General features: G+C 72.4%; 13 protein-coding genes. 9 read left to right on the top strand and 4 right to left on the bottom strand.

Going from position 1 to position 15348, the window contains the following annotated elements; genetic code table 11:
* Positions 1 to 242: 242 nt before the first annotated feature.
* Positions 243 to 1214 (bottom strand): methylmalonyl Co-A mutase-associated GTPase MeaB, encoded by a 972-nt coding sequence (meaB, locus tag ABZ371_RS17350; protein WP_358679883.1) that lies wholly within the window; start codon positions 1212 to 1214, stop codon positions 243 to 245.
* 32 nt (positions 1215 to 1246) lie between these two features.
* Complete coding sequence (locus ABZ371_RS17345) at positions 1247 to 2449, bottom strand: acetyl-CoA C-acetyltransferase (RefSeq protein WP_358679880.1); 1203 nt, start codon at positions 2447 to 2449, stop codon at positions 1247 to 1249.
* 135 nt (positions 2450 to 2584) lie between these two features.
* Here ABZ371_RS17345 and mce point away from each other — a divergent pair, with 135 nt between their 5' ends.
* The 7 genes from mce to ABZ371_RS17310 all read left to right on the top strand — a co-directional run bounded on the left by mce (position 2585) and on the right by ABZ371_RS17310 (position 12275).
* Complete coding sequence (gene mce, locus ABZ371_RS17340; RefSeq protein WP_358679877.1) at positions 2585 to 3013, top strand: methylmalonyl-CoA epimerase; 429 nt, start codon at positions 2585 to 2587, stop codon at positions 3011 to 3013.
* 205 nt (positions 3014 to 3218) lie between these two features.
* Positions 3219 to 7046: a polarized growth protein Scy gene (scy, locus tag ABZ371_RS17335; RefSeq protein WP_358679874.1), complete on the top strand. Its 3828-nt coding sequence runs from the start codon at positions 3219 to 3221 to the stop codon at positions 7044 to 7046.
* Positions 7047 to 7240: 194 nt separating this feature from the next.
* Positions 7241 to 8179 (top strand): cellulose-binding protein, encoded by a 939-nt coding sequence (locus ABZ371_RS17330; protein WP_358679871.1) that lies wholly within the window; start codon positions 7241 to 7243, stop codon positions 8177 to 8179.
* Positions 8180 to 8266: 87 nt separating this feature from the next.
* A complete protein-coding gene (locus ABZ371_RS17325) occupies positions 8267 to 9274 on the top strand; it encodes an ATP-binding cassette domain-containing protein (protein WP_358679868.1) in 1008 nt (335 codons plus the stop codon).
* A 5-nt stretch (positions 9275 to 9279) separates the two neighbouring features.
* A complete protein-coding gene (locus ABZ371_RS17320) occupies positions 9280 to 10059 on the top strand; it encodes an ABC transporter permease subunit (protein ID WP_358679865.1) in 780 nt (259 codons plus the stop codon).
* Between the two features lie 138 nt (positions 10060 to 10197).
* Entirely contained in the window at positions 10198 to 11400 is a 1203-nt protein-coding gene (locus ABZ371_RS17315) for an ABC transporter ATP-binding protein (protein ID WP_358679863.1), read from the top strand.
* Positions 11397 to 12275: an ABC transporter permease subunit gene (locus ABZ371_RS17310; protein WP_358679860.1), complete on the top strand. Its 879-nt coding sequence runs from the start codon at positions 11397 to 11399 to the stop codon at positions 12273 to 12275. Before ABZ371_RS17315 ends, ABZ371_RS17310 begins: the two co-directional genes overlap by 4 nt.
* Positions 12276 to 12289: 14 nt before the next feature.
* On the opposite strand, the gene ABZ371_RS17305 is transcribed toward ABZ371_RS17310, so the two are convergent.
* Positions 12290 to 12619, bottom strand: coding sequence for an ATP/GTP-binding protein (locus tag ABZ371_RS17305; protein WP_358679857.1), 330 nt, complete (start codon positions 12617 to 12619; stop codon positions 12290 to 12292).
* Between the two features lie 208 nt (positions 12620 to 12827).
* On the opposite strand from ABZ371_RS17305, the gene ABZ371_RS17300 reads away from it, so the two are divergent.
* Positions 12828 to 13856 (top strand): LLM class flavin-dependent oxidoreductase, encoded by a 1029-nt coding sequence (locus ABZ371_RS17300; RefSeq protein ID WP_358679856.1) that lies wholly within the window; start codon positions 12828 to 12830, stop codon positions 13854 to 13856.
* Positions 13857 to 13944: 88 nt separating this feature from the next.
* On the opposite strand, the gene ABZ371_RS17295 is transcribed toward ABZ371_RS17300, so the two are convergent.
* Positions 13945 to 14337, bottom strand: a complete 393-nt coding sequence (locus ABZ371_RS17295; RefSeq protein WP_307124930.1) for an SCO5389 family protein — start codon at positions 14335 to 14337, stop codon at positions 13945 to 13947.
* Positions 14338 to 14600: 263 nt separating this feature from the next.
* Here ABZ371_RS17295 and nucS point away from each other — a divergent pair, with 263 nt between their 5' ends.
* The gene (gene nucS, locus ABZ371_RS17290; protein WP_358679853.1) at positions 14601 to 15272 is read left to right on the top strand and encodes an endonuclease NucS; all 672 of its coding nucleotides are present in this window, start codon (positions 14601 to 14603) and stop codon (positions 15270 to 15272) included.
* Positions 15273 to 15348 lie beyond the last annotated feature (76 nt).

Here is a 15348-nt window from a genome sequence, read left to right as displayed (position 1 = left end):
CCCGGCGCACCCACCTCCACCGCCGCCCGGCGGCTTCCCGCGTCCAGCCGGGTGCGGAGCGAGGCGATCGGGCCGGGCAGTACGTGCGAGACGTCGGCGACGAAGCGCCGCTGACGGCCCAGCGAGGCCGCCGGCACCGGCGGCGTGGCGCGCGGCCGGACCACACGCTCCGGACGGCGGGCGGCCCGTCACCCGGTGGGGAAGCGCGGCTCCGGGGCGGCCCGCACGCCGCCCCGGAGCCGTCAGTCCTCCGCGGGGTGCCCGGTGAGACCCGCCACCAGTTCGTCCGCGGCCGCGTACGGGTCCAGGTCCCCCGCCGTGATGCGCTCCGCGAGCGCGCCGAGGCGGCGGTCACCGTGCAGGTCGGCGATCCTCTCCCGCAGCGCCGTGACGGCGATCGTCTCGACCTCGCGCGCCGCACGCGCGGTGCGCCGCTCGGCCAGGACGCCGTGCTCCTCCATCCACGCCCGGTGCTTCTCGAGCGCCTCGACGACCTCGTCGACGCCCTCGCCCCGGGCGGCGACCGTCTTCACGATCGGCGGCCGCCAGTCGCCGGGCCCCCGGGACTCCCCGAGGCCCAGCATGTGGTTGAGCTCGCGGGCGGTGGCGTCCGCGCCGTCCCGGTCCGCCTTGTTGACGACGTACACGTCGCCGATCTCCAGGATTCCGGCTTTCGCCGCCTGGATGCCGTCGCCCATGCCCGGGGCGAGCAGCACGACGGAGGTGTCGGCCTGGGAGGCGATCTCCACCTCCGACTGGCCCACCCCCACCGTCTCCACGACGATCACGTCGCAGCCGGCCGCGTCCAGCACCCGGATCGCCTGCGGGGCCGACCAGGCGAGCCCGCCCAGATGGCCGCGGGTGGCCATCGAGCGGATGTAGACGCCCGGGTCGGAGGCGTGCTCCGACATCCGGACCCGGTCACCGAGGAGCGCTCCCCCGGAGAAGGGCGACGACGGGTCGACGGCCAGCACCCCGACCCGCTTGCCGGTCCTGCGGTAGGCGGAGACCAGGGCCGAGGTGGAGGTGGACTTGCCGACTCCCGGTGACCCGGTCAGGCCGACGACGTACGCGTGGCCCGCCAGCGGTGCCAGCGCCGCCATCACCTCGCGCAGCTGGGGTGACGCCCCCTCCACCAGGGAGATGAGCCGGGCCACCGCACGTGGCCTGCCCTGGCGTGCCTGTTCCACCAGAGTGGGGACGTCCACCTTCACGCTCGGTCTCCTCGTTCGCTCGTACGGTGTGACTACTTGCCGGGGACCCGGATGATCAGGGCGTCCCCCTGGCCGCCGCCGCCGCACAGCGCCGCCGCCCCGGTGCCGCCGCCGCGCCGCTTGAGCTCCAGCGCCAGGTGGAGGACCACCCGGGCGCCCGACATGCCGATCGGGTGGCCGAGGGCGATCGCGCCGCCGTTGACGTTGACCTTGTCGGAGGTGACTCCGAGGTCCTTCATCGACTGCACCGCGACGGCGGCGAATGCCTCGTTGATCTCGATGAGGTCGAGGTCCTCGACACCGATGCCCTCCTTCTTCAGGGCGTGGCGGATCGCGCCGGACGGCTGGGACTGGAGCGAGTTGTCCGGGCCGGCCACGTTGCCGTGGGCGCCGATCTCGGCGATCCACTCCAGGCCCAGCTCCTCGGCCTTCGCCTTGCTCATGACGACGACCGCGGCGGCACCGTCGGAGATCTGGGAGGAGGTGCCGGCGGTGATCGTGCCGTCCTTGGAGAAGGCGGGGCGCAGCCTGCCGAGCGATTCGGCGGTCGTCTCCGGGCGGATGCCCTCGTCCTCGGTGAAGAGGATCGGGTCGCCCTTGCGCTGCGGGATCTCGACCGGGGTGATCTCGGCCTCGAAGACGCCGTTCTTGCGGGCGGCGGCGGCGCGCTGGTGGGACAGGGCGCCGATCTCGTCCTGGGCGGCGCGGTCCAGGCCCAGACGGGTGTTGTGCCTCTCCGTGGACTCGCCCATCGGGATGTTCTCGTAGGCGTCGGTCAGGCCGTCGTACGCCATGGAGTCGAGCATCTCGATCGCACCGTACTTGTGGCCCTCACGGGACTTCGGCAGCAGGTGCGGGGCGTTGGTCATCGACTCCTGGCCGCCGGCCACCACCACGTCGAACTCGCCGGCGCGGATGAGCTGGTCGGCGAGCGCGATGGCGTCGAGACCGGACAGGCAGACCTTGTTGACGGTGAGCGCGGGGACGTTCATCGGGATTCCGGCCTTGACGGCCGCCTGGCGCGCCGGGATCTGCCCCGCCCCGGCCTGGAGCACCTGGCCCATGATCACGTACTCGACCTGGTCCCCGCCGATGCCCGCGCGGTCGAGCGCGGCCTTGATGGCGAAGCCGCCGAGGTCGGCGCCGGAGAAGCTCTTCAGGGAGCCGAGGAGTCGGCCCATGGGCGTCCGCGCGCCCGCGACGATCACTGAGGTGGTACCGGTCGTTCCTGACATGAGGCGCAGCCCCTTGGGATCGGTTGTGAACGAGGGTTTACCTGAATGTACTGAGCGGTACGGCGCCCGTCATCCGGCAGTGGGTGTGATCGCGCGCACGTTGCGTAACCATCCCCGGGGCGCTGCACTGGTTCCATGCTGACGCGAATCGACCACATCGGAATCGCCTGTTTCGACCTCGACACGACGGTGGAGTTCTACCGCGCGACCTACGGATTCGAGGTGTACCACTCCGAGGTCAACGAGGAGCAGGGCGTGCGGGAGGCCATGCTCAAGATCAACGACACCTCCGACGGCGGGGCCTCCTACCTCCAGCTGCTGGAGCCGACCCGGGAGGACTCGGCCGTGGGCAAGTGGCTGGCGAAGAACGGAGAGGGTGTCCACCACATCGCCTTCGGGACCGCGGACGTCGACCAGGACGCCTCGGACATCCGCGGCAAGGGCGTCCGGGTGCTGTACGACGAGCCCAGGACCGGGTCGATGGGGTCGCGGATCACCTTCCTGCACCCCAAGGACTGCCACGGCGTCCTCACGGAACTGGTCACGGCCCGGGACGAGCACTGACCGACCCCTACCCGGCCCGGTAGAGTGGGCGGTTCCGGGCCGGGGCCGGGTCGGGGCCGCGCCGCGTCCTCGGCGTTGATCTGTCACCATTCCCCGGGGGGACCGTTCGCCCGGCGGGCGGTACCCGTGCGGAGAATTGCGACCAGGGTTGGGGTCTCCCCTGCTCGAACGACGTTGAGAGCTCGGGGAAGGATGGGACCGCGCAGTGCGGGGCTACGAGAGCCAGCAGAGCCACCGAGCTGACGACGACCATCTCTCGCGGTTCGAAGCCGAGATGGACCGGCTGAGGACCGACCGGGAGAAGGCCGTCCAGCACGCCGAGGACCTCGGTTACCAGGTCGAGGTCTTGCGTGCCAAGCTGCACGAGGCCCGGCGCAACCTCGCGACCCGTCCCGCGCACGACGGCGCGGACATCGGCTACCAGGCCGAGCAGCTGCTGCGCAACGCCCAGATCCAGGCCGACCAGCTGCGCAGCGACGCCGAGCGCGAGCTGCGCGAGGCACGGGCCCAGACCCAGCGCATCCTCCAGGAGCACGCGGAGCACCAGGCGCGCCTCCAGGCGGAGTTGCACACCGAGGCGGTGCAGCGCCGCCAGCGGCTCGACCAGGAACTGGCCGAGCGCCGGCAGACCGTCGAGTCCCACGTCAACGAGAACGTCGCCTGGGCCGAGCAGTTGCGCGCCCGGACCGAGTCCCAGGCCCGCCGGCTGCTGGACGAGTCGCGCACCGAGGCCGAGCAGTCGCTGTCCGCCGCCCGCGCCGAGGCCGCCCGGCTCGCCGACGAGACGAGGCGCCGTCTCAACGCCGAGGCGGAGGCGGCCCGTTCCGAGGCGGAGGCCACGCTGCTGCGGGCCCGCCGCGAAGCCGAGCGGCTGCTGGACTCCGCGTCCACCCAGGCGCAGGAGGCAGCCGCCCACGCCGAGCGGCTGCGTTCGACGGCCACCGCCGAGACCGACCAGACCCGGCAGCAGACCGCGGAGCTCAACCGCACCGCCGAACAGCGCGTGCAGGAGGCCGAGACCCGGCTGCGCGAGGCCAGGCTGGAGGCCGAGAAGGTCGTCGCCGAGGCGAAGGAGGCCGCGGTCAAGCGGCTGGCCGGCGCCGAGTCGCAGAACGAGCAGCGCACCCGCACCGCCAAGACGGAGATCGCCCGGCTCGTCGGCGAGGCCACGAAGCAGGCCGAAGCCCTCAAGGCCGAGGCCGAGCAGGCACTCGCCGACGCGCGGGCGAAGGCCGAGCGGCTGGTCGCCGAAGCCGCGGAGAACGCCCGCACGGTCGCCGCCGAGGACGCGGCGGCCCAGCTCGCCAAGGCGGCCCGCAGCGCCGAGGAGGTGCTGACCAAGGCGTCCGAGGACGCCAGGTCCACCACGAAGGCCGCCGCCGAGGAGGCCGAGCGGATCCGCCGCGAGGCCGAGGCCGAGGCGGACAGGCTGCGCGGCGAGGCCGCCGAGCAGGCCGACCAGCTCAAGGGCGCGGCCAAGGACGACACCAAGGAGTACCGCGCCAGGACGGTCGAACTCCAGGAGGAGGCGCGCCGGCTGCGCGGCGAGGCCGAGCAGCTGCGCTCCGAGGCCGTGGCCGAGGGCGAGCGCATCCGCGGCGAGGCCCGCCGGGAGGCCGTCCAGCAGCTGGAGGAGGGTGCCCGCACCGCCGAGGACCTGCTGACCAAGGCCAAGGCGGACGCCGAGGAGCTGCGGACGTCGGCCGGAGCGGAGAGCGAGCGCGTCCGCGCCGAGGCCGCCGAGCGTGCCACCGCGCTGCGCGAGCAGGCCGAGGAGGCGCTGGAAGCCGGCCGTGCCGAGGCGGACAAGCTCCGCGGCGAGGCCGAGGAGCAGGCCACCGCGCTGACCGCGGCGGCCGAGAAGGCCGCCGGGACGCTGCGCGAGGAGACCGAGCGGACGATAGAGGCCCGCAAGGCCGAGGCGGCCGCTGAGCTGTCCCGGCTGCACGCGGAGGCCGAGGCCCGTCTCGCCACCGCCGAGGAGGCGCTCGGCGAGGCGCGTACCGAGGCGGAGCGCATTCGCCGCGAGACGAGCGAGGAGTCCGAGCGGCTGCGCACGGAGGCCGCCGAGCGGCTGCGCACGCTGCAGGAGCAGGCCACGACGGAGGCGGAGCGGCTGCGGACCGAGGCCGCCGCCGACGCTGCGGCGTCCCGTGCCGAGGGTGAGGCCGTCGCCGTACGGCTGCGCACGGAGGCCGCCACCGAGGCCGAGCGGCTCAGGACGGAGGCCCAGGAGAGCGCCGACCGGGTGCGCTCCGAGGCCGCCGCCGCGGCCGAGCGGGTCGCGACGGAGGCCGCCGAGGCACTCGCCGCTGCCCAGGAGGAGGCCAACCGGCGGCGCCGCGAGGCCGAGGAGACCCTCGGCAGCGCCCGTACCGAGGCGGAGCGGGAGCGCGAACGCGCCCGCGAGCAGAGCGAGGAGCTCCTCGCCTCCGCCCGCAAGCGGGTGGAGGAGGCGCAGGCCGAGGCCCAGCGGCTCGTCGAGGAGGCGGAGAGCCGGGCCGGCGAGATGGTGTCCGCGGCCGAACAGAAGGCCCAGCAGGTGCGGGACTCCGTCGCCGGGCTGCGGGAGCAGGCCGAGGAGGAGATCGCCGGGCTGCGGTCCGCCGCCGAGCACTCGGCGGAGCGGACGCGGACCGAGGCGCAGGAGGAGGCGGACCGGGTCCGGGCCGACGCCTTCGCCGAGCGCGAACGGGCCACCGAGGACGCGGAGCGGATCCTGCGGGTCGCCCACGAGGAGTCGGAGGCCGCCAAGGCGCTCGCCGAGCGGACCGTCTCCGAGGCGATCGCCGAGTCGGAGAAGCTGCGCTCGGACACTTCGGAGTACAGCCAGCGGATGCGTACGGAGGCGTCCGACGCCCTCGCCTCCGCGGAGCACGACGCCTCACGCGCCCGGGCCGAGGCCCGGGAGGACGCCAACCGGATCCGTTCCGAGGCGGCGGCGCAGGCCGATCGGCTCATCGGCGAGGCGGCGAGCGAGAGCGAGCGGATCCGCACCGAGGCCACGGAACAGGCGGAGCGGTTCGTCGGCGAGGCGACCGACGAGGCGGAGCGGCTGCGCGCCGAGGCGGCGCGGACCGTCGCTTCGGCCCAGGAGCACGCGGCCCGGACCCGCGAGGAGTCCGAACGGCTGCGCGCGGACACGGAGTCGGCGGCGGAGCAGCTGCGTACCGAGTCGGAGTCCGCGGCGGAGCAGCTGCGCGCCGAGGCACGTCAGGAGGCGGACCGGCTGCTGGACGAGGCGCGCGAGGCCGCGGCCAAGCGCCGCGCCGACGCGGCCGAGCAGGCGGACCAGCTCGTCGCGAAGGCGCAGGAGGAGGCCCTGCGCGCGGCCACGGAGGCCGAGGAGCAGGCCGACCGGATGGTCGGCGCCGCACGCAACGAGGCCGTGCGGATCACCTCCGAGGCGACCGTCGAGGGCAACTCCCTGGTGGAGCGGGCCCGTGCCGACGCGGACGAGCTGCTGGTCGGAGCCCGCAGGGACGCCACCGCCACCCGGGAGCGGGCGGAGGAGCTGAGGTCGCGCCTGGAGAGCGAGATCGAGGAGCTGCACGAGCGGGCGCGGCGTGAGACCTCGGAGCAGATGAAGACGGCGGGCGAGCGCGTCGACAAGCTGATGAAGGCGGCGACGGAGCAGCGCGCGGAGGCCGAGGCGAAGGCCAAGGAGCTGCTGGCCGACGCGAACTCCGAGGCGAGCAAGGTCCGTATCGCGGCGGTCAAGCGCGCGGAGTCGCTCCTCAAGGAGGCCGAGACGAAGAAGGCCGAACTGACCCGGGTGGCCGAGAAGCTGCGCGCCGACGCCGAGGCCGAGGCCGAGCGGATCGTCGAGGAGGGCCGGCGCGAGCTCGACCTCCTGGTCCGCAGGCGCGAGGACATCAACACGGAGATCTCCCGCGTGCAGGACGTGCTGGAGGCCCTGGAGTCCTTCGAGGCCCCGGCCGGCACGGGCAAGTCCGCGAACGGCGGTACGGGGGCCGTCAAGGCGGGCGCGGTCGCGGGGAACCGCGCGGGTGGCAAGGCGTCGGATGGGTAGGGACCGCCCGCCGGCCGGTTCGCGCGGTTATTTCGTCATGAACATTCAACCCTCCGAGTGGCAAGCGCTCCCAGGGTCAGCCACTCAAAAGGGGTGTCATTCTCCATATCAAAGCGGCATCTTCATGTTGACACGCCGCCCAGGCCCCTAGGATTCCCTCCAACACCTCACCGGTCTCATTCGACAGGAACCCCATGAGCGACCCTTCCTCCCCCTTCGGCTTCGAGCTCGTGCGACGTGGATACGACCGCGGTCAGGTGGACGACCGCATTACCAAGCTCGTCGCCGACCGTGACAGTGCCCTCGCCCGCATCACCTCTCTGGAGAAGCGCATCGAGGAACTCCACCTCGAGACGCAGAACGCCCAGGCCCAGGTCAACGAGGCCGAGCCGTCCTACGCCGGGCTCGGTGCCCGCGTGGAGAAGATCCTCCGCCTCGCCGAGGAGGAGGCGAAGGACCTGCGCGAGGAGGCCCGTCGCGCCGCCGAGCAGCACCGCGAACTGGCCGAGTCGGCCGCCCAGCAGGTGCGCAACGACGCGGAGTCGTTCGCCGCGGAGCGCAAGGCCAAGGCCGAGGACGAGGGCGTACGCATCGTCGAGAAGGCCAAGGGCGAGGCGAGCACGCTGCGCACCGACGCCCAGAAGGACGCCCAGCAGAAGCGCGAGGAGGCCGACGCCCTCTTCGAGGAGACCCGCGCCAAGGCCGCCCAGGCCGCCGCGGACTTCGAGACGAACCTCGCCAAGCGCCGTGAGCAGTCGGAGCGCGACCTCGCCTCCCGCCAGGCGAAGGCCGAGAAGCGCCTCGCCGAGATCGAGCACCGTGCCGAGCAGCTCCGCCTGGAGGCCGAGAAGCTCCGCACGGACGCCGAACGCCGGGCCCGCCAGACGGTGGAGACCGCGCAGCGCCAGTCCGAGGACATCGTGGCCGACGCCAACGCCAAGGCCGACCGGATCCGCAGCGAGTCGGAGCGCGAGCTCGCGGCGCTGACCAACCGCCGCGACTCGATCAACGCCCAGCTGACCAACGTCCGCGAGATGCTGGCGACGCTGACCGGTGCCGCGGTCGCCGCGGCCGGTTCTCCGGCGGACGACGAGCCGGCCTCCCGCGGGGTCCCGGCGCAGCAGACCCGCTGACACCTCTTCCCCATCAGCTGTACCCCGTGCGTGCCCGGTTCCGCCCTTGTGGTGGCGCCGGGCACGTCGGCGTTCTAGCGTGATCGCATGATCGAGCTCGACGGCCTCACCAAGCGCTTCGGCAACAAGGTTGCCGTCGATCACCTCTCATGCCGCGTCAGCCCGGGGATGGTGACGGGTTTCCTCGGCCCGAACGGGGCGGGAAAGTCCACCACGATGCGGATGATGCTCGACCTCGACAACCCGACCAGCGGTTCCGTGCGCATCGACGGCAAGCACTACCGCGAGCTGCGGGAGCCGCTCAAGCACATCGGGGCCCTGCTGGACGCCAAGTCCATGCACGGCGGCCGCAGCGCGTACAACAACCTCCTGTGCCTCGCGCAGAGCAACCGCATCCCCGCGAGCCGGGTGTCCCACGTGCTCGACACGGTCGGGCTGAGCGCGGTGGCGAGGAAGAAGTCCAAGGGATTCTCGCTCGGCATGGGTCAGCGGCTGGGAATCGCCGCGGCGCTTCTGGGTGATCCGGAAATCCTGATGTTCGACGAACCCGTCAATGGTCTGGACCCCGAGGGAATTCACTGGGTCAGGAATCTCATGAAGTCCCTGGCCGCCGAAGGCCGGACGATCTTCGTTTCCTCGCACCTGATGAGCGAAATGGCGCTGACCGCCGATCACCTGATTGTGATCGGACAGGGCAGGCTGCTCGCCGACACCTCGATGGCGGACTTCATCCGGGAGAACTCCCGCAGTTTCGTGCGGATGCGTTCCCCGCAGCGGGAGCGGTTGCGGGACGTGCTGCACGCTGCGGGTATCGAGGCGGCCGAGACCGGCGACGGCGCGCTGGAGATCGACGGCGTGGAGCCGGAGCGGCTCGGTGAGCTCGCCGCGGGACACGGCATCGTGCTGCACGAGCTGAGTGCCCAGCGCGCGTCACTGGAGGAGGCGTTCATGCAGATGACCGCGGGTTCGGTGGAGTACCACGCCCACTCCGCGCACGAGGGGGCCGAGCCGCCGCAGGTGGGCCCGCACTGGGGCGACGGGTGGGACCAGCAGGCCGGCGGCGTGGCCCCCGGCGACCGTCCGAAGGGGGCGTGACGGTGATGGCATCGGTGACCGCGGTCCTGAACTCCGAGTGGACCAAGATCCGCACGGTCTCGTCGACGACGTGGACGCTGATCTCCGCCTTCGTCGTCACCGTGGCGATGGGGGCCGCGCTCAGCGCCCTGCTGAACGCCCAGTTCGACGACCTTCCCGCCGCGGAGCGGGCCACCTTCGACCCCACGTTCGTCGGCTTCTCCGGCATGGTCCTGGGGCAGCTGGCGATGGTGGTCTTCGGGGTGCTGGTCGTCGGCACCGAGTACAGCTCCGGCATGATCCGCACCTCGCTCGCGGCCGTACCGCGGCGCGCCTCCTTCCTCTTCAGCAAGGTGGCCGTGGCCGGCGTGCTGGCCCTGCTGGTCGGGCTCGCGACCAGCTTCGTGACGTTCTTCCTCAGCCAGGCCCTGCTGGGCGACCACAGTACGGACATCGGTGCCCGGAACGTGCTGCGGGCGGTCTTCGGCGGCGGCCTCTACATGGGGCTGATCGCGGTGTTCTCCATGGGGGTGGCGGCGATGCTGCGCAGCTCCATGCTGTCGCTCGGCATCCTGATGCCCTTCTTCTTCCTCGTCTCGCAGATCCTCTCGGCGGTGCCGGGCGCCAAGAGCGTGGCCCGCTACTTCCCCGACCAGGCGGGTTCCAGGATCATGCAGGTGGTCCCGGACGCCATGAACAGCGATGCGGCACCGTACGGGCCGTGGGCGGGGCTCGGCATCATGGTGCTGTGGGTGGTGGCGGCACTGGCCGGCGGCTGTCTCGTCCTGAGGAAGCGGGACGCCTGAGCCGGGCGCCCGCCCGCCGCCGTCCCGCGTGACCGCTTGGCCGGAACCACCGCGGCGTGGTTATCCTCCTAACTCTTACGGGGGTGTGCGGCCGGGCGGCCTGTGCCCCGACGACAGACACGTCGATGGGGCTGGAGCATGATCGAGGCAGTCGGCCTGACCAAGCGCTACGGCGCGAAGACAGCCGTGTACAACCTTTCCTTCCAGGTGCGGCCGGGAGCGGTCACCGGATTCCTCGGTCCCAACGGGTCGGGCAAGTCGACCACCATGCGCATGATGCTCGGCCTGGACCGGCCGACCGCGGGCCATGTGACGATCGGCGGCCACGCCTTCCGGAGCCTTCCCAACGCACCGCGCCAGGTGGGCGCCCTGCTCGACGCCAAGGCGGTGCACGGCGGGCGCAGCGCCCGCAACCACCTCCTGTGCCTGGCCCAGCTGGCCGGTATCCCGGCGGCCCGGGTGGACGAGGTCCTCGGTGTCGTCGGCCTGCGGGACGTCGCGAAGAGACGGTCCAAGGGCTTCTCCCTCGGCATGGGGCAGCGCCTGGGCATCGCCGCGGCGCTGCTCGGCGACCCGCAGGTCCTGCTCTTCGACGAGCCGGTCAACGGTCTCGACCCCGAGGGCATCCTCTGGGTGCGCAACCTGATGAAGCAGCTGGCGTCGGAGGGCCGCACGGTCTTCGTCTCCAGCCATCTGATGAGCGAGATGGCGGTGACCGCCGACCATCTGATCGTGATCGGGCGGGGGCAGCTGCTCTCCGACATGAGCGTCACCGACTTCATCTCCGCCAACTCCGCGGACTTCGCCCGGGTGCGCCCCGCCACCGACCGGCCGGAGGGCCGGGAGAAGCTGACGGCCGCGCTCACCGAGGCGGGCGGCCGGGTGATGCCGGAGGTGGACGGGGCCCTGCGGGTCACGGGGCTTCCGCTGCCCCGGATCAGCGACCTGGCGCACTCCACGGACGTCCGCCTGTGGGAGCTCTCCCCGCACCAGGCCTCCCTGGAGGAGGCGTACATGCGGATGACGCAGGGCGCCGTGGACTACCGCTCGACGGCCGACGCCAAGGCGGGGCTCCAGCCGCCGCCCCCCGGCTACGGGCCCGTAACCGGGCACGGGGCCGGGCCCGTAGCCGGCTACGGGGAGGCCGGACACCCCGGCCACGCCCTCCAGCCCCCGGCCGAGGTGCCGCAGCAGGGCTGGTACGCCCCGCCGCCGCCGGGACCGAACCCCTACGCGGTGCCCGCGCCCGCCGCGGCTCCGGCCGCCGCCCCGGCAGCCGGGACGGCCCCGGCCGCTCCCGCGGACCCGACCACGCGCGAGACCAGCGAGGACCCCCGATGACGTCGCCCGCCATCCCGCCGCATCCGCAGGCGCCCGGCCAGCCCTCCTTCCAGCAGCCGCAGCAGTGGGCGCCCGGTCCGGCGGGGCCGTACGCCTCGCCGATCCCCGTGCGCGACCCCGGTCTCGGGGACGCCATCGCCTCCGAGTGGACCAAGATCCGCTCGGTGCGCTCCACGATGTGGACCCTCGGGGTGATGGTCGTGCTGCTGCTCGGGGTGGGGCTGCTCACCGCGTTCGCCGTCAGCGCCTCCGACGCGGACCTGGACGACACTCCCGTCCTCAGCCTCGGCTTCTTCGGTGTGCTGCTCGGCTCGATCTGTGTGATCACCCTGGGCGTCCTGACCATCGCCTCCGAGTACGGCACGGGGATGATCCGTACGACGCTGACCGCCTGCCCGAGCCGCGCCCGGGTGCTGATCGCGAAGTCCGTCGTCTTCTTCCTGCTCTCGTTCACGATCACCGCGGTGACGACGGGGATCGTCGCCCTGCTCCAGACGGCCATGCTGGGCGGTGCGACGCCCACCGGCGGGGACTGGCTGCGCGCCACGGTGGGTGTGGCGCTCTACGTGGCGATGCTCGGGTTGCTCTCGCTCGCCCTCGGCGCGCTCATCCGGCACTCGGCCGGTGCGATCACGATCATGATCGCGGTGGTGCTGCTGCCGCTCGTACTGGCGATGTTCATGTTCTCGCCGACGCTCGCCGACCTGCAGCAGGCGCTCTTCGAGTACTCGATCCCCAACCAGATCGGCGCCTTCTACGAGGCGTCGGTCACCACGTCGGGGCCGTCGGGCTGGGAGCCCCTGCTGATCATCTCGGGTGTGACCGCCGTCGCCATGTTCGGCGCCTTCGCCTCCCTGGAGCGCCGGGACGTCTGAGGGACCGGCCGCGCTCAGTGGCGCGGGGCGTTCCTGGACCGCTGCACCCGTGTGGTGCGGCGGTCCCTCGCGTTCCAGCAGGCCTTGTGCCAGTGCCTGCGGTCCTCGACGCCGCCGAACTCCGGCCAGGCGACCAGGTGCGGGACGCCGGAGGGGATCTCCTGGTCGCAGCCGGGGCAGCGGTAGCGCTTGCCGGCGGCGCTCGCCCCGCTCACCGGACGCACCGACCACTCCTCGCCCTGCCAGCTCTCGGTGGCCCCGCCTCCCCCGTACCGCTCCACCGGCTCGCGCACGGGGCCGGTGGGACTCTCGCCGCCTCGGGGGCGGTTGCGGCGCGGGGACACGTGACACCTCACGGGGCGGAACGGGCAGGTCCGTCCAGCCTAGAGCCCTCCGTCGCCCGCCGTGTCCCGCCTGTGGCAGGAGCACCCCGGCGGGGCAGGTGAGTTAGCGGAAAATCGCAACAACTTCGTGCGCGACCGTGCCTTCGGCACGTGTCAGACGTTGTTGCCGGTAGGGGGAGCCGCGTCGGCCGTAAGGAGGCAGAAGGCGATGCGCGTGGGAACGTTCGTACTGGCCGCCCAGTTTCCGGGTCAGGGGCAGGGCGAGGCACTGCACCGGGCCGTCCGGTCCGCGGAGGTGGCGGAGGAGTCCGGTCTCGATTCGGTCTGGCTGGCGGAACATCATTTCGTGCCGTACGGCGTGTGCCCGTCGGCCGTGACACTGGCCGGGCTGCTGCTCGGCCGCACCCGCAGGATCCGCGTCGGCACGGCGGTGAGCGTCCTGTCGACACAGCACCCCGTCTCCCTCGGGGAGCAGGCGGCACTGCTGCACCTGACCAGCGGCGGCCGCTTCAGCCTGGGGGTCGGGCGCGGTGGGCCGTGGGTGGATCTGGAGGTGTTCGGCGGCGGTCTCGACGCCTACGAGAACGGCTTCCCCGAAGCGCTGGACCTGCTGCTCGACTGGCTGCACGAGCCCAGGGTGGCCGGCGGCGAGCGCTTCGGCTTCCGTGAGGTGGCGGTCGTGCCCCGCGCCGACGAGATCCTCGGGGGCGGCCCGCCCTCCCCCGAGGTGATCGTCGCGTGCACCTCGCCGAAAAGCGTGAAACTCGCCGCTCAAAAGGGTTTGGCGATGCTGCTCGGCATGCACTGCGGCGACGAGGAGAAGGCCGGCATGGTCGCCCTGTGGCGTTCCGCCGCCCGCGATGCCGGGCAGCCCGCGGAGGTCGTGGAGCGGGTCGGACATGTGTCCGCGGGGGTGGCCCAGATCGCCGACGGGCGGACGGACGCCGTCGAGACGCTCGTGAAGGCGATGCCCGGCTGGCTGCGGCAGGGCCTCGAGGCCCACGTCACGGTCGACGGCAGGCATCGCGTGATGCGGGACCCCGTCGCGTACACCGAGTTCCTGTGCGGACTGCATCCGGTGGGTCCGCCCCGCCTCGCCGCGGACCGGCTGGCGGCCACCGCGGAGCGCACGGGCATCACCCGCTTCGCCCTGCTCGTGGAGGGTTCGGGCGACCTCGCGTCGACCGAGGAGAACGTGCGGCGGCTGGGTGCCGAGGTGGTTCCGCTGGTGACGTGAGGCGTGCCCAGGGGTGGTGCGGTGGTGCGGGCGCTGCCGCCCCGGAGCCAGTTGCACCTCCCGCGGCCCGAAGCGGCAGCAGAAGCGCTCAGCAGTCCCGGAGTCCGGGCGACTGGTTGAGCAACTGGCCCCTCACCGAGGTGAATCGGGCCAGGCGCTCGTCGACCGAGGCGTCGAGCGGGAACACCGCGACGCGGTGGCAGTTCTGGAATGCGAGACGCACTCCGAAGTGCCGCTGCAGCGCGCCGCGTATCGCATCACTCGCGAGCGCGCGCAGCAGCTGACCACGTGCCTGCTCGTCCGGCGGAGGCGTCTGGTTGTCGGCGAACTGTCCACCGTCCACCTTCAGCTGGGCCACCAGGGAGCTGATCATCTCCCATGCATAGGGCAGGGAGGTCCGGACGCAGTCGACGAAGTCGGCTTCGTCGACCTCGCCTCGCTCGGCCTGTTCCAACAGGGCCGGTGAGACGTCGAGCGACATGGGTTCTCCTCTCGCGACCCCGGTGGGTCACCGGGGCCTTACGGGCAGGGCAGAGGGCCGGCGACGCTGTGTGCACAGACGGCGACCTCCTGCTTCCACGGTAAGGGCGCAGTCCGGGCCGCACCAGGAGATTGGGAACACAACCGGCCAATAACGAACGGTTGCAAAGACGGACAGACCGCAGGGGCGTCCGTCAAGCGCCGTACCGGACGCGGAGTCCGGGAATCGCGCGGGGCACCGGTCGTCGAGTAGCGTTGCCGACCATGCGTCTCGTCATCGCCCGTTGCTCCGTCGACTACGCGGGCCGGCTCACCGCCCACCTGCCTTCCGCCCCCCGTCTGATCCTCGTGAAGGCGGACGGCAGCGTCTCGATCCACGCGGACGACCGGGCGTACAAACCGCTCAACTGGATGTCCCCGCCGTGCACCCTGAAGGAGGGCGCCGACGGCAGCGAGGGGATCTGGACCGTGGTGAACAAAGCGGGCGAGAAACTGATCATCACGATGGAGGAGGTCCTCCACGACTCGTCCCACGAGCTCGGGGTGGACCCGGGCCTCATCAAGGACGGGGTGGAAGCGCACCTCCAGGAACTGCTCGCCGACCGGATCGAGACACTCGGCGACGGCTACACCCTCATCCGCCGCGAGTACCCGACCGCCATCGGTCCGGTCGACATCCTGTGCCGGGACGCGGACGGGAGGACCGTGGCCGTGGAGCTGAAGCGGCGGGGCGACATCGACGGCGTGGAGCAGCTGACGCGTTACCTGGAGCTGCTCAACCGCGACCCGCATCTGGCGCCGGTGCGGGGGGTCTTCGCGGCGCAGGAGATCAAGCCGCAGGCCCGGGTGCTGGCGACGGACCGGGGCATCGGGTGCCTGGTCCTCGACTACGACGCGATGCGCGGCATCGAGGACGACAAGCTGCGCCTGTTCTGATTCCCGCGCGCCACGCTCCCGCGCGACTCGCACGCCACGTTTCCGCCCGCCACGTTGCCCCGCGACTCGCCGGGGC

The organism is Streptomyces sp. NPDC005899 (assembly GCF_040629645.1).
Lineage (GTDB): Bacteria > Actinomycetota > Actinomycetes > Streptomycetales > Streptomycetaceae > Streptomyces.
The sequence above is the reverse complement of the archived record's forward strand: the minus strand, read 5'-3'. Positions and strand labels throughout refer to the sequence as shown.

Excerpts from the sequence above, each read along its gene's own strand:
- ABZ371_RS17345 (WP_358679880.1), bottom strand. The coding sequence starts at position 2,449 with ATGTCAGGAACGACCGGTACCACCTCAGTGATCGTCGCGGGCGCGCGG.
- ABZ371_RS17310 (WP_358679860.1), top strand. The coding sequence starts at position 11,397 with ATGACGTCGCCCGCCATCCCGCCGCATCCGCAGGCGCCCGGCCAGCCC.
- ABZ371_RS17330 (WP_358679871.1), top strand. The coding sequence starts at position 7,241 with ATGAGCGACCCTTCCTCCCCCTTCGGCTTCGAGCTCGTGCGACGTGGA.
- nucS (WP_358679853.1), top strand. The coding sequence starts at position 14,601 with ATGCGTCTCGTCATCGCCCGTTGCTCCGTCGACTACGCGGGCCGGCTC.
- ABZ371_RS17295 (WP_307124930.1), bottom strand. The coding sequence starts at position 14,337 with ATGTCGCTCGACGTCTCACCGGCCCTGTTGGAACAGGCCGAGCGAGGC.
- ABZ371_RS17300 (WP_358679856.1), top strand. The coding sequence starts at position 12,828 with ATGCGCGTGGGAACGTTCGTACTGGCCGCCCAGTTTCCGGGTCAGGGG.
- mce (WP_358679877.1), top strand. The coding sequence starts at position 2,585 with ATGCTGACGCGAATCGACCACATCGGAATCGCCTGTTTCGACCTCGAC.
- ABZ371_RS17315 (WP_358679863.1), top strand. The coding sequence starts at position 10,198 with ATGATCGAGGCAGTCGGCCTGACCAAGCGCTACGGCGCGAAGACAGCC.
- ABZ371_RS17320 (WP_358679865.1), top strand. The coding sequence starts at position 9,280 with ATGGCATCGGTGACCGCGGTCCTGAACTCCGAGTGGACCAAGATCCGC.
- ABZ371_RS17325 (WP_358679868.1), top strand. The coding sequence starts at position 8,267 with ATGATCGAGCTCGACGGCCTCACCAAGCGCTTCGGCAACAAGGTTGCC.